Source organism: Kribbella voronezhensis (genome assembly GCF_004365175.1).
GTDB lineage: Bacteria > Actinomycetota > Actinomycetes > Propionibacteriales > Kribbellaceae > Kribbella > Kribbella voronezhensis.
The window spans coordinates 391,272-406,478 of the sequence record NZ_SOCE01000002.1 but is presented as its reverse complement, the minus strand read 5'-3'; the positions used below and the strand labels follow the sequence as shown (position 1 = coordinate 406,478).

The 15,207-nt window shown below is 68.8% G+C and carries 13 protein-coding genes; 2 read left to right on the top strand and 11 right to left on the bottom strand.

Annotated elements, in window-relative coordinates; genetic code table 11:
- Positions 1-36: 36 nt before the first annotated feature.
- Complete coding sequence (locus EV138_RS29255) at positions 37-399, bottom strand: nuclear transport factor 2 family protein (RefSeq protein WP_133982739.1); 363 nt, start codon at positions 397-399, stop codon at positions 37-39.
- Positions 399-1,856 carry a replication-associated recombination protein A gene (locus EV138_RS29250; protein WP_202866994.1) on the bottom strand — a complete coding sequence of 486 codons (1,458 nt, stop codon included), beginning with the start codon at positions 1,854-1,856 and terminating at the stop codon, positions 399-401. The genes EV138_RS29255 and EV138_RS29250 overlap by 1 nt, the downstream gene beginning before the upstream one ends.
- A 270-nt stretch (positions 1,857-2,126) precedes the next feature.
- Here EV138_RS29250 and EV138_RS29245 point away from each other — a divergent pair, with 270 nt between their 5' ends.
- Positions 2,127-3,356 carry an MFS transporter gene (locus EV138_RS29245; RefSeq protein ID WP_238158491.1) on the top strand — a complete coding sequence of 410 codons (1,230 nt, stop codon included), beginning with the start codon at positions 2,127-2,129 and terminating at the stop codon, positions 3,354-3,356.
- Positions 3,357-3,543: 187 nt separating this feature from the next.
- The gene (locus tag EV138_RS29240) at positions 3,544-4,857 is read left to right on the top strand and encodes a GGDEF domain-containing protein (protein WP_166678787.1); all 1,314 of its coding nucleotides are present in this window, start codon (positions 3,544-3,546) and stop codon (positions 4,855-4,857) included.
- Between the two features lie 48 nt (positions 4,858-4,905).
- Here the strand turns inward: EV138_RS29240 and secA2 are convergent, their stop codons facing one another.
- The 9 genes from secA2 to EV138_RS29195 all read right to left on the bottom strand — a co-directional run bounded on the left by secA2 (position 4,906) and on the right by EV138_RS29195 (position 15,176).
- Positions 4,906-7,398, bottom strand: a complete 2,493-nt coding sequence (secA2, locus tag EV138_RS29235; RefSeq protein WP_133982735.1) for an accessory Sec system translocase SecA2 — start codon at positions 7,396-7,398, stop codon at positions 4,906-4,908.
- Positions 7,399-7,452: 54 nt separating this feature from the next.
- Complete coding sequence (locus EV138_RS29230; RefSeq protein ID WP_133982733.1) at positions 7,453-8,250, bottom strand: GNAT family N-acetyltransferase; 798 nt, start codon at positions 8,248-8,250, stop codon at positions 7,453-7,455.
- Between the two features lie 33 nt (positions 8,251-8,283).
- Positions 8,284-9,558: an ABC transporter permease gene (locus tag EV138_RS29225; RefSeq protein ID WP_133982731.1), complete on the bottom strand. Its 1,275-nt coding sequence runs from the start codon at positions 9,556-9,558 to the stop codon at positions 8,284-8,286.
- Positions 9,555-10,442, bottom strand: coding sequence for an ABC transporter ATP-binding protein (locus EV138_RS29220; protein ID WP_133982729.1), 888 nt, complete (start codon positions 10,440-10,442; stop codon positions 9,555-9,557). Before EV138_RS29220 ends, EV138_RS29225 begins: the two co-directional genes overlap by 4 nt.
- Positions 10,443-10,622: 180 nt before the next feature.
- Complete coding sequence (locus tag EV138_RS29215; RefSeq protein WP_133982727.1) at positions 10,623-12,641, bottom strand: GxGYxYP domain-containing protein; 2,019 nt, start codon at positions 12,639-12,641, stop codon at positions 10,623-10,625.
- Positions 12,642-12,778: 137 nt separating this feature from the next.
- Complete coding sequence (locus EV138_RS29210; RefSeq protein WP_133982725.1) at positions 12,779-13,132, bottom strand: GntR family transcriptional regulator; 354 nt, start codon at positions 13,130-13,132, stop codon at positions 12,779-12,781.
- Between the two features lie 64 nt (positions 13,133-13,196).
- Positions 13,197-13,625 (bottom strand): VOC family protein, encoded by a 429-nt coding sequence (locus tag EV138_RS29205; protein ID WP_133982723.1) that lies wholly within the window; start codon positions 13,623-13,625, stop codon positions 13,197-13,199.
- Positions 13,626-13,658: 33 nt separating this feature from the next.
- Positions 13,659-14,081 carry a helix-turn-helix transcriptional regulator gene (locus tag EV138_RS29200; protein WP_202866993.1) on the bottom strand — a complete coding sequence of 141 codons (423 nt, stop codon included), beginning with the start codon at positions 14,079-14,081 and terminating at the stop codon, positions 13,659-13,661.
- A 129-nt stretch (positions 14,082-14,210) separates the two neighbouring features.
- The gene (locus tag EV138_RS29195; RefSeq protein ID WP_133982721.1) at positions 14,211-15,176 is read right to left on the bottom strand and encodes a glycoside hydrolase family 19 protein; all 966 of its coding nucleotides are present in this window, start codon (positions 15,174-15,176) and stop codon (positions 14,211-14,213) included.
- Positions 15,177-15,207 lie beyond the last annotated feature (31 nt).

Genomic DNA, 15,207 nt, shown 5'->3' with positions numbered 1-15,207 from the left:
ACCAACTCGGTCCAGCCCCTTGCGCGGAAGGCCGGACTAGTCGAAGCGGACGGCGAGTTCCCGCACCTGGCCGTCGGTGGTCCAGGTGAGCCGCATCGAGCCGGTGGAGCCCGAGGCCCAGCGGAAGCGGACCACGTCGGCTTCGCCGGTGGCCCCGGCTTCGGCTTCGCGGGTCGCTTCGGCTTCGGCTTCGGCTTCGGTGGGGATGATGGTCATCGTCTCGGTGGGCGGGTTGTCGCGGTAGGCCTGGGCGATCGCGGCGCGGCCGGCGTACGGGCCGATCGGGAGGCCGGGGAAGGACATCTCGGCGTCCTCGGCGAAGCGGGTCGCGAAGGTGGCCCAGGCGCCGGTGGTGACGGCCTGGTTGAAGGCCTCGACGTGGGCTGCCGCGCGGTCCATCAGCGGTCTTTCAGGATCTTGCGGATGCCGGCCAGACGGTCGGCGTACGTCGCCTCGCCGCCGCGGCGGGTGGGCTTGTAGTACTCGGCGTCGTCGACGACGTCCGGGGCGTACTGCTGGGGGACCACGCCGCGGGGGTCGTTGTGGGAGTACTGGTACGACGAGCCGTGGCCGATCTTCTTCGCGCCGGCGTAGTGCGCGTCGCGGAGGTGGGCCGGGACCGGGCCGACCTTGCCGGCCTTCACGTCGGCGATGGCGGCGTCGATCGCCATGATCACCGCGTTCGACTTCGGTGCCAGGGCGAGGGCGATGACGGCCTGGGCGAGGTTGATCCGGGCTTCCGGCATACCGATCAACTGGACCGCGTCGGCCGCCGCGACCGCGACGCCGAGGGCGGTCGGGTCGCCCATGCCGATGTCCTCACTGGCCGAGATCACCAGGCGCCGGGCGATGAACCGAGGATCCTCACCGGCCTCGATCATGCGGGCCAGGTAATGCATCGCGGCGTCGACGTCGGAGCCGCGGATCGACTTGATCAACGCCGACGCCACGTCGTAGTGCTGGTCACCGGCCCGGTCGTACCGCACCGCGGCCCGGTCGACCGCGGTCTCCAGCGTCTTCAGATCGATCACAGCACGCCGTACGACGTCGCCCTCCGCGCCGTCGCCGTCCTCGGTGGACTTCGCGTTGTCGCGGTTTGCGGACGACCGCGTCTTCGCGGCTTCCGCGCTCGCTTTCGCCTTGGCGCCGCCGGCGGCTGCTTCCAGGTAGGTGAGCGCTCGTCGCGCGTCTCCCCCGGCCATCCGCAGCAGGTGGTCGCGCGCGTCGTCGGCCAGTTCGTATTCGCCGTTCAGCCCGCGCTCGTCCTCGAGCGCCCGATCAAGCAGTACTGCGATGTCGTCGTCGGTGAGGGACTCCAGCGTCAGCAGCAGCGACCGCGACAACAGCGGCGAGATGACCGAGAAGAACGGGTTCTCCGTGGTCGCTGCGACGAGGGTGACCCAGCGGTTCTCCACGCCGGGCAGCAACGCGTCCTGCTGAGCTTTGGTGAAGCGGTGCACCTCGTCGATGAACAGCACGGTCTCGACGGTGTTGCCCGGGCGGGACAGATCCCGGCGCGCGCCGTCGATCACCTGCCGGACTTCCTTCACTCCGGCCGTGACAGCCGACAACTCGACGAACTTCCGGTTGGTCGCGTGCGACACGACGGCCGCGATCGTGGTCTTCCCCGTGCCGGGCGGACCCCACAGCAGCAACGACATCGGCTGGTCGCCTTCGACCAGCCGCCGCAACGGCGACCCGGGCGCCAGCAGGTGCTGCTGGCCGACCAACTCGTCCAGGCTGCGCGGCCGCATCCGGACCGCCAGCGGAGCCGAGGTGTGGTCGGCATCCGCCAGACTCCCGCCACCTCGGGCAGGCGCGGGGCTCCCAGGCAGATCGAACAGACCATCACTCACCCGACGAGCCTACAGACGCCCACCGACAACCCCGCGCCCCGCGTCCCCGCCGGCCCGCGGCGGCCCGCGGCGGCGTACCGACGGACAGGAGGTGTGCTCAGGTGGCGCCCTCGGTGAGGATCGGAGGAGGGGTGGCAATCCGCCGTACACACGACACCTCCTGTCCGTCGGTACACGTAGGGGCGCTCTTTTACCTGGTACGGCGTCGAAGCGGTAACGGCTCACCGGCGGGGAAAGCACGGGTCCTGGGGGCTCGGTACTTTGAACGGCATGGTCCGCCCCCGTGACCCCGCTACGACCGACCCTGCCGACAGGCCGGCCACGTATCGCGAAGTGTTCGCCGTGGCCGAGTTCCGGTGGTTGTGGGCGGCCTTGCTGGGGTCTGTGATCGGTGACCAGCTAGCGCGCGTCGCGCTCGCCATCCTGGTGTTCGACCGGACGGGATCGGCCGGGCTGTCTGCGCTCACCTATGCACTCACGTTCCTGCCGGACATCGCCGGTGGCCCGCTGCTGTCCGGTCTGGCCGACCGCTATCCCCGTCGCCGGGTCATGGTCAGCTGCGACGCCGCCCGTGCGGTACTGGTCGCGTTGATGGCGATCCCCGGCGCACCGCTGTGGATCCTGTGCGTACTGCTGGTCGTAGTACAGCTGCTCGCGGCGCCCTTCCAGTCAGCGCGCGCGGCGATGTTGGCGTCGATCATGACCGGTGACAAGTTCAAAGCAGCAACAGGGTTGTCTGCTGTCACCAGTCAGACCGCGCAGCTCATCGGGTTCGTCACCGGTGGCAGCTTGGTTGCGGCACTCGGTACGAGTCAGGCGCTTGCTCTCAACGCCGCTTCCTTTGCGCTGTCGGCGGTGCTCCTGCAACTCGGCGTACGGGAACGGCCTGTGCCTGTCGGGGCCGATCCGGCCGTGAAGCCGAGCTGGTGGGGTTCGCTGTCGGCAGGTGCACGGCTCGTCTGGGGCGACCGCAGACTGCGCTACCTGACCGCACTGATCTGCGTACCCGGCTTCTACATCACCGTAGAGGGCCTAGCCGCCCCGTACGCCGCGGCCGTCGGTGGCGGGCCACTGGCGGTCGGCGTCCTCTTCGCGGCGAACCCTGCCGGGCAGGTGGTGGGCATCCTGCTGTTCTCACGCATGATCCCGTCACGGCGGCAGGCCTGGATGGGACGCCTCGCGATCGGAACGTGCGTACCCCTCGTCTTCTGCGTCTTCGAGCCCGGGCTGTGGCCCACCGTCGCGCTCTGGGCATTGTCAGGACTGTCGGCGGCCTACCTGGTGACAGCCCAGGCCACCTTCGTCCAAGACATCCCGGACGCGCAGCGCGGTCAGGCAATCGGCCTGGCCCGCACTGCGCTGATCGTCTCTCAGGGCATAGGGGTCCTGGTCGCCGGGGCGGCGGCCGACCAGTGGCAGCCACCTCTGGTCGTCGCGGCTGCTGGTCTCTGTGGAATCGCCTTCGCAGCCGGCGGCGCCCGCGGCTACCAACGCCCGTAGGCTGCTGGTCGACCGAGGGATGGCGGTGGCAGGCGGTGAATGGATCAGGTCCAGTCGTTGTTCCGCATCGCGACGCACCTCCTCCCGCTGTCCGGATCGTCCACAGGAAGCCGCCGGCGCGATGACATTGCGTGATATCGCGTTTACGCTGGCTGTGAGGACGAGTGGGGTTTGGGGGAAACGTTTCATGACGAGTATCCGGCACTGGAACCTGCGGCGCAGAAATCGTCGCCGCAATGACGCCCGCCGGTCCTGGACCCCCACCCAGTGGGCCTTGTGGTCTGCGCCTCCGATTGTCCTGGGGTATGTGCTGGCGGTCGACCTGCTGGCACTCGTCGTCGTCGGCGTGACCGCGCGGATCGTCGACATCGGCTCAGGCGACTGGATCCGGCTCGCGGTGCTCGCGCTGCTGTCCGCCGTCCATGTCGAGGCCAGTCACGGCATCGAGCGGATCCGCTGGCACGCCACCGAGGGCGTCCCCTACGCGAATCTCAAGGGGATGTGGACGTTCGCCGCGGTGCTGAGCCTTCCCCCGCCGCTGGCCGTCGCGCTGATCCTCTGGGTGTATCTGCACTCGTGGCTGCGGCTGCGTCGAGTTCCGCCCTATCGCTGGGCGTTCTCCACCGCGACCGTTCTGCTGGGTGCGGCGGCGGCCGGCGTCTGTATCAACGCGATCAGCCCCGCCACCTATCCCGATCTGCCACCCGGCGCGCTGGGGCTGGTCACTGTCACAGTCGCCGCGGTCGCGTACTGGTTCATCAACTTCGCCCTGGTCGTCGGCGCCGTGCTGCTGTCCAATCCAGAGGCCAACGGCCGCAAGGCACTCGGGCAACTCTCCGACCAGCTCATCGTGTTCGGAGCTCTCGGGCTCGGCGTCGCCACGGCGACCCTGCTGACCTATCAGCCCTGGCTGATCGTCGCCCTGCTGGTCACCGTGCTGGGTCTGCACCGCTCGTTGCTCGTCGGCCAGTTCCAGTTCGCGGCCCGCACCGATCCGCACACCGGCCTGGCGAACACCGTGTTCTGGCACGAGATCGCCACCAAGGAACTGGGGCGCGCCGAGCACGAGCACACCTCACTCGGCGTGCTCTATCTCGACCTGGACCACTTCAAGGCCATCAACGACACCTACGGTCACCAGGCCGGCGACCAGGTCCTGAAGGCGATCGCGGCGGAACTGAAGCACGAGGTCCGCACCGACGATCTGGTCGGTCGGCTCGGCGGCGAGGAGTTCGCGATCCTGCTCCCCAAGACCAGCGTGGGCGAGACAGCGGAAGCAGCCGAGCGCATCCGCCGCCGGATCGCGAGTCTCTCGGTCGGCGTCACCACTCAGTCGGGGTCCGCGACCGTGGACGGACTGACCTGCTCGATCGGCACCGCGACCTATCCCGTCGCGGGTCTCAGCATGGACGCTTTGCTGCTCGCGGCAGATACGGCGACGTACGCCGCCAAGAACGCCGGGCGCAACCGCGTCGTCACCGCCCCCGGCGTCAACTCCTGAGAAACAGCGAGCAGACAGCCCTTCCTGAGGCTGGCTGCTCGCCGGTCGTCAGTCCTTGTCGTCGGCCTTCTTGGCGTCCGACGCGTCATCCCCCGAGTCCGCCTCGCGGAGTTCCTCCGGCAGCTCGTCGGACAGGTCGTCGTCGTCCAGGTCGCGGAGTTCCTCGGGGAGTTCTTCGAACTCCTCCGGCAGGATCTCCTCCGACTCCGCCGCGGCGCCCGGCTTGATGGCGTTGCGGAGCCGGCCGAGGATGCGGTCGGCCTCGGTGCCGAACGGGTTGTCGTTGACCAGATAGGTCCAGGTCGCCGTCGGACGCGGTACGCCGGAGGCCTCCTCGTCGAAGCCGTCGGCGGTGATCTCGGCTTCCTTGAAGGTCTCGGCCGCGTCGTTCCAGGCGTCCGCGATCAGCGGGTCGAACGACGCGATCGCGGACTTGTTGAACTCGTCGATCGGCTTCATGTGCACGATGCCGCCGGCCAGCGAACGCAGGTGGATGCCTTCGCGCAGGTCCGCGAGGTAGGCGAGGTGGTCGGTCCACTTCCGGTCCAGGTGGTGCAGCGCGATCTTGCGCGCCGCGTCCTTCACCTTGTCCTCGCCGATCTCCTCGACCAACTCGTCGTACCGCTCCTTGGCCCGCTCGGCGAGTTCCTCGGCGGCGAGATCCTCGGTCAGCACCTTCTCGCGGGTGTCGAGCAGGATCGCGCGCTGCTGCCCGGTGAGCCGGTGGTACGACCACGTCGTACGGTGCAGCTCGGCGTTCGCGCCGTCGGCGACCCGCTGGGAGTGCTCCAGCATCGCGATCGCCTTGCGGTCGGTCAGTCGGCCGGTCTCGTCGGGCGACGGGCGCAGACCCGAGGTCACGGAGTACCGGGTGACGAGTTCGTCGCCGAGGCTGGCGAAGAACAGCGATCCGCCCGGGTCGCCCTGCCGCCCGGCACGACCGCGGAGCTGGTCGTCGAGCCGCTGCGACGCGTGCAGGCCGGTCCCGATCACATACAGCCCACCGAGCTCTGCGGCGCGGTCCTTGTCGTGCGAACCGTCGCGCCCACCCAGCCGGATGTCGGTACCGCGGCCGGCCATCTGGGTCGACACCGTCACGGTCTCCGGTACGCCGGCCTCGGCCACGATCGCGGCCTCCTCGGCGTCGTTCTTGGCGTTCAGGACGACGTGCGGCACCTCGGCGGCCTCGAGCCGCTCGCTGAGCTGCTCGGACTCCTCGACACTGTGCGTCCCGATCAGGATCGGCCGCCCGGTCTCGTGGATCTCCTTGATGTGCTCGACCAGCGCGACGTTCTTCTGCTCGATGGTCAGGTACAGCCGGTCCGCCTCGTCGATCCGGATGTTCGGCTTGTTCGGCGGCACCACCGCCACCTCGACGTTGTAGAACTCCTGCAACTGCTCGCCGACGACGACCGCCGTACCGGTCATGCCGCAAAGGGTCGGGTAGCTGCTGACCAGCGCCTGCACCGTGATGCTGTCCAGCACCTCACCGGAGTCACTGATCGGCACAGCTTCCTTGGCCTCCACGGCCGCCTGCAGGCCGTCGGGCCAGCGCTGCAGCTTGGCGATCCGGCCGCGGCTGTTGTTGATCAAGCTGACCTTGCCGTCGCGCACCAGGTAGTCGACGTCCTTGCGCAGCAGTACTTCGGCGTGCAGCGCGACGTTGATCTGGGTGAGCCGGTCGAGGTTCTCGTCCTCGTACAGGTTGATGTCACCGAGGTGCTTCTCGACCGTGTCGGTGCCCTTGTCCGTCAGCGCCACGGTCCGGCCGTCGCCGTCGATCTCGTAGTCGACCCCGGCCCGCAGCGTGCGGACGAGCGCCACCACGTCGTCGTCGAGTTCCTCGGTCCGGGTCGCGCCGGCCAGCACCAGCGGCACGCGAGCCTCGTCGATCAGCACCGAGTCCGCCTCGTCGACCAGTGCGACGTCAGGCTTCACAGTGACCCGGTCCGCGACGTCGGTGACGAGCCGATCCCGCAGTACGTCGAAGCCCAGCTCGGTGACCGGGGCGTAGCAGACCTCCGCCTGGTACGCCGCGCGGCGCTCCTCCGGCGTCGAGGCCTGGCCGATGTGGCTCACGGTGACACCGAGCAGGGCGTAGATCGGGCCCATCCACTCGGCGTCGCGCTGGGCCAGGTAGTCGTTCACGGCCATCACCTGAACGCGCCGGCCACCGATCGCGTACCCGGCGGCGGCGAAGGCACCTGCCAGCGTCTTGCCCTCACCGGTGGCCATCTCGACGATCCGGCCGCGCAGCAGCGCCAGGGCGCCGACGATCTGGCCGTCGAACGCCCGCTCGCCGATCGCGCGCTTGCCCGCCTCGCGGGCCAGCGCGAGGAACTCGATCAGGTTGTCCTCGTCCAGCCCACCGGTCGTCCGCATCTCGGTGACGACCTCGGTGAGCTCGTCGTCGGACAGGCCCTGGACCGACTCCTCCGCCTCGGCGACCAACTGGGTCAGCCGCTCGTACGGGCCGAGGTCGATCGAGCCGGGGCGCTGCAGGAGCCGGCGGAAGCGCGAGGTGAGTTTCGTCAGTGCCATGGTCTCCGCAACGTACAACCTCACCCGGTCGTTCCGTGCACCAACCCCGCGTGTTCAGATCGTGAAGGTGTACGGCGTGGTGGTGGTGACCGCGTGCAGGCCGAGCTTCTGCAGGATCGGGCGGGAGTCCTCGGAGGCGTCCACGCGGAGGAAGGCGTAGCCGCGCGCTCGGGCGATCCGGGCCCGGTGGACCAGGATCGCGGAGTACAGGCCCTGGCGACGCCACTCCGGCAGGGTGCCGCCTCCCCACAGCGAGGCGAAGCCGGTGCCGGGGTGGAAGCGGATCCAGGCAGCGGTCAGGGCCGGGCCATCAGGCCCCTTCAACGCCTCCTCGATCAGGCTGACCACCAACCTGTCCGGGAACATCCGTGCCTCGGCGGAGAGGCGCTCCTCGATCCGCTCCAGTCCGTTGTGCCACAAGGTGTCCATCAGTACGGCGATCCGGTGGAAGTCCTGCTGCTCCTCGACATCGCGTAGCACCACCTTCGAAGGCAGTGCGGACGGCCGGGCCAGGATGCGATCGACCTCGCCGAGGATCAGCGTCTCGGGATCCTCCGGCACGAACCCGGCCGCGACCAGGCGCGCGCCGAGATCGGCCGGTTCGTCGTACGCGTAGGTCTTCCATTCGAACGAGAGCCCGCGCTCGCGGAAGAACGCGACCTCGCCGGCGATCACCGCCTCCGGATCGTCGCCGAGCCCGCGGGGCGCTTCGACGAACCCGCCGCCGCCCGGCCCTTCGAGGTACGAACGGTGGACCGGGCCGACATGCTCGACCTTCCAGCCCGGGATCGTGTCGGCGTCCGGCAGGCGGATCCGGCGGTGGAACACGTCGAGAAGCTCCTCAGGTGTCATCAGACGCCATCCTGCCCGCTGCCGCGCCGATCGTCATTCCCCTGAGCTACGCCGACCTCCGCTGAACTCGTGAGGCTTCTCGGTCGACGGCTCACCGGCTGTCGTTGCGGAGGCCACCGGCGGCTGCAACTGCTCGCTGTGCCAGGCATCGCGTAGCCGGAGGGTGCTGCCGCTGTGCAGTACGGCGTTGGTGTAGACGCGTCCGGCCAGGGCGACGAGCCAGGCAATAGCCACCACCGTGAGGGCAACGGCGAGCAGAGGTTCCCACCAGCTGACCGATCCGAGCGCTATCCGGCCCGGCATGGCGAACGGCGCCGTCACCGGGAACAGTGAGAGGAGCCGTGACCACAAACCGTCGGGATCCCCGCTGACCGTGAGGAACGAACCCCAGAAGCACGCGATCAGTACGTAGCCGATGGGTCCGGCCACGCTCTGCGCGTCCTCGGTCCGTGAAGCGAGGGAACCGAGCGCCCCGTACGCCATCGCATAAAGGGCATAGCCGAGTACGAACCAGACGACCGCCCAGGTGAGCACGCCGGCGCTGACGGCCGGAATATCGGCAGAGTCGACGACGAGGGTGGCGACCAGCGCCGCCGCCGCGGTCAGGACGAACTGGGCGAGCCCGAGCAGTCCGATGCCGATCACCTTGCCGGCCAGCAGGACACGGGCGGGTATGCGAGCCAGCAGCACCTCGACGACCCGGCTGGACTTCTCCTCCACGACGCCGGTCAGGACGAGGTTCCCGTAGATGACGATTGCCATCAGCAACAGCGCGGTCATCACGATGGCCGCCAGCTCGTCGCCGGGACCTCGCCCGGCGACCAGCCCGAGTTCGACGTCCTCCACGGGGACAGGGACCAGCATCGCGCGGAGGTCGCCGGGATCGATGCCGGCGGCAGCAGCGCGTTCCTGAACGGCGACCAGCTGAACGGCGCCGGTGACGACGGCGCGCAGCTGCTCATCGACCCGCCCGGGCCACTCGAGCCGCTGGGTGTCGACCAGGAGTACGTCCACGGTGTCCGCGCGGACGGCCTGTTCGCCCACGGCGACGTCGCCGTACCGGTGCACGTGAACGGTGAGACCGACTGCCTCGCCCTGAGCGACGACGGCCGACGCCAGCGCGCTGGGGACAGGGCTGGTCATCCCCACGTCCCTGGCTCCCCGGTCGGCGTCCAGGTTTGCCGGCACCACGATCATGGCGATGACGACCACGAGCATCACGATCAGCCCGGCGCGGAAGCTCCGTGAGCGGCTCCGCTCACGAATCTCCCGGAGGGCGACCAGCCAGGCCTGCCGTACGCCGTTCATGCCGCCACCGCCTGGCGGAACAGCTCCGACAGCGTCGGGGGCTGATATGCGAAGGAGATGACATCGCCACCGGAGCGGGCGGCCGCCAGAACCGCTGCCAGGTCCGTGTCGCGGCCGATCCGCAGCCGGGTCTGCCCGGCTCGGGCCTCGACGACCTGTGCCGCTGCCAATCGCGACCAGTCGGGGGCCAGCCCGCGATAGCGGACGTCCACGAACCGTTGCGGGAAGGCCGCCCGCAGATCCGTCAGGTCACCGGCGAGCACAATGCGTCCGTGGTCGATGATGACCACGTCCTCGCACAGTTCCTCGACAAGATCGAGTTGGTGACTGGAGAACAGCACGGTCGCGCCGGCGCCGGCGAGGTGGGCCAGCAGGTCGGCCATGGCCGCCATGGCGATGGGATCGAGGCCGGAGAACGGCTCGTCGAGGACGAGCAACTCCGGCTCGTTGACCAGCGCTGCGATCAGCTGGACCCGTTGCTGGTTGCCGTGCGACAGCGTGTCGACGCGATCTCCGGCCCGATCGGCGAGTCCGAGCCGTCCGAGCCACCGGTCGGCCACCCGGCGTACGTCGCTGTCACTGCGTCCGCACAGCCGGCCGAGATACAGCAACTGCTGCCGGACCCGCATGCGTGGGTACAGGCCCCGTTCCTCAGGCATGTAGCCGAAGCGTGCGCGTTCCTGTCCTGTGATGGGAGCGCCGCGCCACGACACCGTACCGGCGTCCAGCCGGGCGAGCCCGAACACCGCGCGCATCGCTGTGGTCTTGCCGGCCCCGTTGGGGCCCAGGAATCCCGTGATCCGGCCGGGCTGGACCTCGAACGTACATCCGTCGAGCGCAGCCACCGGACCGAACCGCTTCACCGCCGAATCGAAAGCGAGCACGGTCCACCTCCACTTCCAGCCTCCGCGTCGCGCGCTCGATCGTCAGAGCACAACGGCCCCAACCGGACAGGCCGGATGGCCGCCCGGCGAGCAGAGGTGACTGTGTCGGCAGTCCCCGACCTGAGGCGACCAGGGAAGGCAGTCCGCCCTCCCTGGTCGCCTCGACCGGCCGCGCCCTCCTTACAGCGTGCGGTTCAGCAGGTCGAAGAAGGTGTTGGCCAGGACCAGTTCGTACGGATCGCCCAGGAGGGGTGCGAGCGTTGCCATGTCCGACGGGGTCCACGACCAGGCGTTGATCAGGCCGGCGATGAAGAGCGGGTGTGAGCCGTCCCAGCTCGCGATGTGCGCGTCCAGGGCGGCCTTGTACTCCGCTCCCTTGCCGGGCGCGCCCCAGATGCCGACGATCGGCAGACCACCCCGGCGGGTCACCAGGATGTCGCCGTCCCAGGTCTGCATGATCCCCTTCAGCGGCGTGTACTCCGCGTAGCCCCGGGCGATCTCCTCGGACAACAGGACCCACTTGTCGTCGGCCCGGCTGCTGTAGGAGTACACCTGGTCCATCCCGGTACGCCGCAGCGTCGACCCGGTCAGCTTGAGGTACTGGGTCAACTGGTCGGCCTTCCACGAACCCGGGTACGTGTAGCCCGCACCAGAAGGACCGCAAACCAGCAGGTCGTTCGCCGTCGCCGTCCGCTGGAAGTGACTGAACAGACCAGGGCCGGTCTCCAGCAGCAAGGGACTGATGGTCCAGTTCGTCGGCACCTCGCCGCGCTTCGGGTCGTCCCACAGATCGCGCAGGTGCCGCTGGCAGTACTGGATGTTGTCGCCCTCGCCGAACGTCAGCGTCAGGTACACCTTGTTCTTCGGCTTGCTGATCCGCCGTACCGGCCGGACCTTGGCCGAGATCGGTGCGGTGAACCCGGCGTGGACGGTCCCGTTCATGTAGAAGTCGGCCGCGATCACCGGCGAACCGCCTTGCGATGCGAGATCGACGCCGTCCCACTCGCCGGAGACGTCGTTGGCGAACCAGCCCATGTACGGCGCGAGCGTCGGGTACTTCGCGAAGTGCTCGATCAGCAACTCGCCGGTCTCGCCGGCCGGCGGTAGCCAGCTCACCAGGGCTTTGGTGGCCACCACGTAGTCACGGAAGTACGCGAACGGTTCGATCCGGGTCGGTGAGGTGTCGGTGGCCGCCACCAGGTACTGGTTCCACATCGTCACGGTGACCACCAACGACGTCGTACCGGCCGGTGGTTCGAAGCGGTAGATGAAGTAGCCGCCGCCGTCGCTGAAGCGGTTGGACTCGCCGCCGATCGACGAGTTGACGCCGTCGAACAGGTACGGCGCCTCCTCCGGCGTACCGGGCAGGAAGTGCGCGATCTGGGTCCCGTTCGCCTTCACGGTGACCTCGGAGACCGAGGCGCCCCAGCCGTCGTCGGTGAACGAGTCGGCGAACCGGACGAAGACGGCCTCCTTGCCGAGCGCGGCCGACACGTCGAGGTCGTAGCTGCCGCGGTTCGACGAGTCGCGGATCTGCCGGGCCTCGCGGGCGATCTCCTTCCACTGCACGTTCTCGACGGCGACCACCCGGGTCGGCGGCAGGCCGGCCAGCAACTTGTGGGTGACCCGCGGGAACAGGTGGTCGAGCTGCCACCGGTAGGTCTTCACCCGGTCGTCGTCGAACATCCCGCGCAGGTCCTTGACGATCCGCAGCCCGTGCGCCTTGGCCTGATCGGCGTCGGCGACGACCGCGTCCTCCAGACCGGCCAGGGTGGTCGCGACGTTCAGCGAGTCCGGTACGGCGGGGTCGTGGACGATCGCGCCGCGGACGCGATGGCGGTACTTGGCGACCAGGTCCAGCGGGTTCTGGTACGTCGTGGTGGGCAGGTGCATGTCGGCCAGCCACTTGGCGTCCGGCGTACTCATGGTGCCGGTGTCGAAGCTGAAGTAGAGCTCGGGCCGGGTGCGGTTGACGACGCCTTGCAACGTGGTCAGCAGCGTCTGGTCGCCGCCGCTGAGTTTGCTGACGTCGCCGTAGTGCAGGTGCTTGGGGCGTTCGAAGGCCGGCAGCAGCCGGGCGGGACTGCCGGACGTCGAAGAGGTGGCGGCCTGCGCGGCCGGAGCGACGACCGGGAGCAACCCGAACCCGCCCGCCGTCACCGCGCCGCTGCCCGCCAGGAACGTTCGTCTCGAGACCATCGTGACCACTCCCCTGTCGTTGACATCGCTGTCAAATGACGGCGAGGTTAACAACGGCGACGGCACGTGTCGATAGCTCGGACAACGTTGTCGGGCAGATTTTTGGAATCGTTTCCGGCTGTGCGTTGCGCAGCCGGTTACCAGGCCTGCTGGAGGATCCGGGTTGCCTCGGCGACGCTGAGGCCGGCCCGGCGGGCGGCCCGGGCGAAGGCGGTGGCGGCGGCGAGGGTCTCCTCGTCGTCGACCTGACTGCGGGACGCCAGCACGAAGGTGCCGTTGCGGCCACGGGTCTCGATCAGGCGATCGGCTTCCAGTTCCTTGTAGGCCCGCGCCACCGTGTTCACGGCCAGCCCGAGCTCGCCGGCCAACTGCCGGACGGTCGGCAACCGTGTCCCCTGCGCGAGCTTCCCGCGCCGGATCAACGCGTCGAGCTGATCCTTCACTTGCTCGTACGGCGGTTTCGCGGCAGCCGGATCGACTGAGAGCTTCACAAACGTCGTCCCCTCGGGTTGTTTGTCCCAATTGAATTGCGACAAACAACCCGGCGTCAAACGGTCAGCTGAAGTCTTCCGGCGTGTAGGGCTTGGACTCGACCAGCACCAGCCAGTTGCCCGAGTTGTCGCGGAGCACGGCCTCCACGCCGTACGGGCGGTCGGCGGGCTCCTGCAGGTACTCGACGCCCTTCGCGACCAGCTCGTCGAAGGTCTTGCGGCAGTTGTCGGTGGCGATCCCGAAGCCGTGCATCGACCCCTTCGCCATGATGCGGCGGATCGAGTCGGCCGACTCCTGATCGAGCGGCGGACCGGGCACCCGCAACGCGAGCTCGAGTTCGGGGTGATCGGCCTGGAACACCGTGCACCAGCGGAACTCCGGGCTCAGCGTGATGTCGTCCTTCACGACAAAGCCCAGCTTGCCGGTGTAGAACGCCTTCGCCTCGTCGATGTCGTCCACGTACACGGTGACCAGGCTGACATTGGTGATCACGGTTCCTCCTCGTCGTTGACCGGTGCTCCGAAACTACGGCGTACCGGTTGGTGACGGCTTCTCCGGAATTGCGGAGTTCAGCCCCAGCATGAAGACGAAGCAGCCGGGGATCCGCGCGCCGGTCTGCGTGCGCTGGTACTGCGACGGGCTCATCCCGACCAGCTCGGCGAAGCGCTGCGAGAAGGACCCGAGGCTGGCATAGCCGACCAGCTCGCACACCTCGGTGACGGTGAGATTGGTGGCGCGCAGCAGATCGGTCGCCCGCTCGATCCGGCGCCGGGTGACGTACTGCATCGGCGTCTCGCCGTACGCCGCGGCGAAACACCGCAGGAAGTGGTACTTCGAGACACCGGCCGCCGCTGCCAGACCAGCCAGGTCGAGCGATCCCGCGAAGTCGCGATCGGCGACATCCCGCGCACGCCGAAGATGCGGCAACAACTCCACAGACACCTCCACCCCTCGAGGCTAACCACCGCCAGGTGGCCCGACGGCAACACGACCCAGCTGTACGCCGGCTTCACCTTCCTCGCGATCCCGGCGATCACCCGGCTGGGGCGCGTCTGGCCGGCTTCGGTTGTGGTGGGATCAGCCGAGGCCGGTGCCCACCTTGCCGAGGGCGTCGAACTGGGCGCGGCTCAGCTTGCTGGTGTCACCGGCGAGCGCCTTCGACCGGGTGCAGATCACGCCGGCCGGGACCGAGCCGGTGAGGTAGCGCAGGGCGTTCTTGAAGGAGTCGCAGCGACCCTGGTCCTCCGTACCCGCCGGGAAGCCGATCGCCGCGTCCACCTTGCCCATGTTGAGCGCGTCGGCGTACGGATTGATGTTGCGGGCAACAGTCCAGTACCAGCGGGCGATCGGGGCGCTCCACTGCAGCGAACGGGCCAGCTCGGGATTGCCGAGCAGGTCGATCCCGAAGTACTGACCGGCCGGGCGATAGTTGAAGTCGCCGGTCAACTGGATGTAGCCGCGACCGCCGTACAGCCGGGTGTCGCCGATCTCGCGGATGTTGTACTCGAGCCGCGACTCGTGCACCAGCGTGGCCAGGAAGGCTGCCTTGCGGTACGGCGTGGTGATGTTCGCGTCCCGCATCGCCTGGTTCAGCGACGGCAGTCCGGTCTCCACGATCGACGGGTTCGCGATCCGGCTGCCGAACATGGCCTGTACGTCGGCCAGCGTGACGTCACCGCTCGGCGGATTCGGGTCAGCGCCTCCGCACTCCGGTACGCCGGGCAGCTTGTCCTCGGGGATCGCCACATAGGCGACCGTGACGTAGCCACCGAAGGCGGGGATGTGTGCCCACCACTTGCTGGAGCCACCGGAGACGGTGACCAGGTCGCCTTCCTTCTGGCAGTCCACGTCGATGGAGGTCGGGCCGGACAGCGTGCGGACCACCGCCGACGAGAGGTAGGCGTCGGCGCGGACGTTGACCCCGCTCCCGTAGGTCTGGAAGACGGCGGCGTGGGCGGGGGTGGCAGCGACGAGGCCGGCGGCGGTGATCCCGGCCAAGGCCAGGACCGAGCTGAGCAGACGGCGGATTCGAGGTTTCGGCATGACTTCTCCCGGGCGGGGCGGAGGGCTCTGG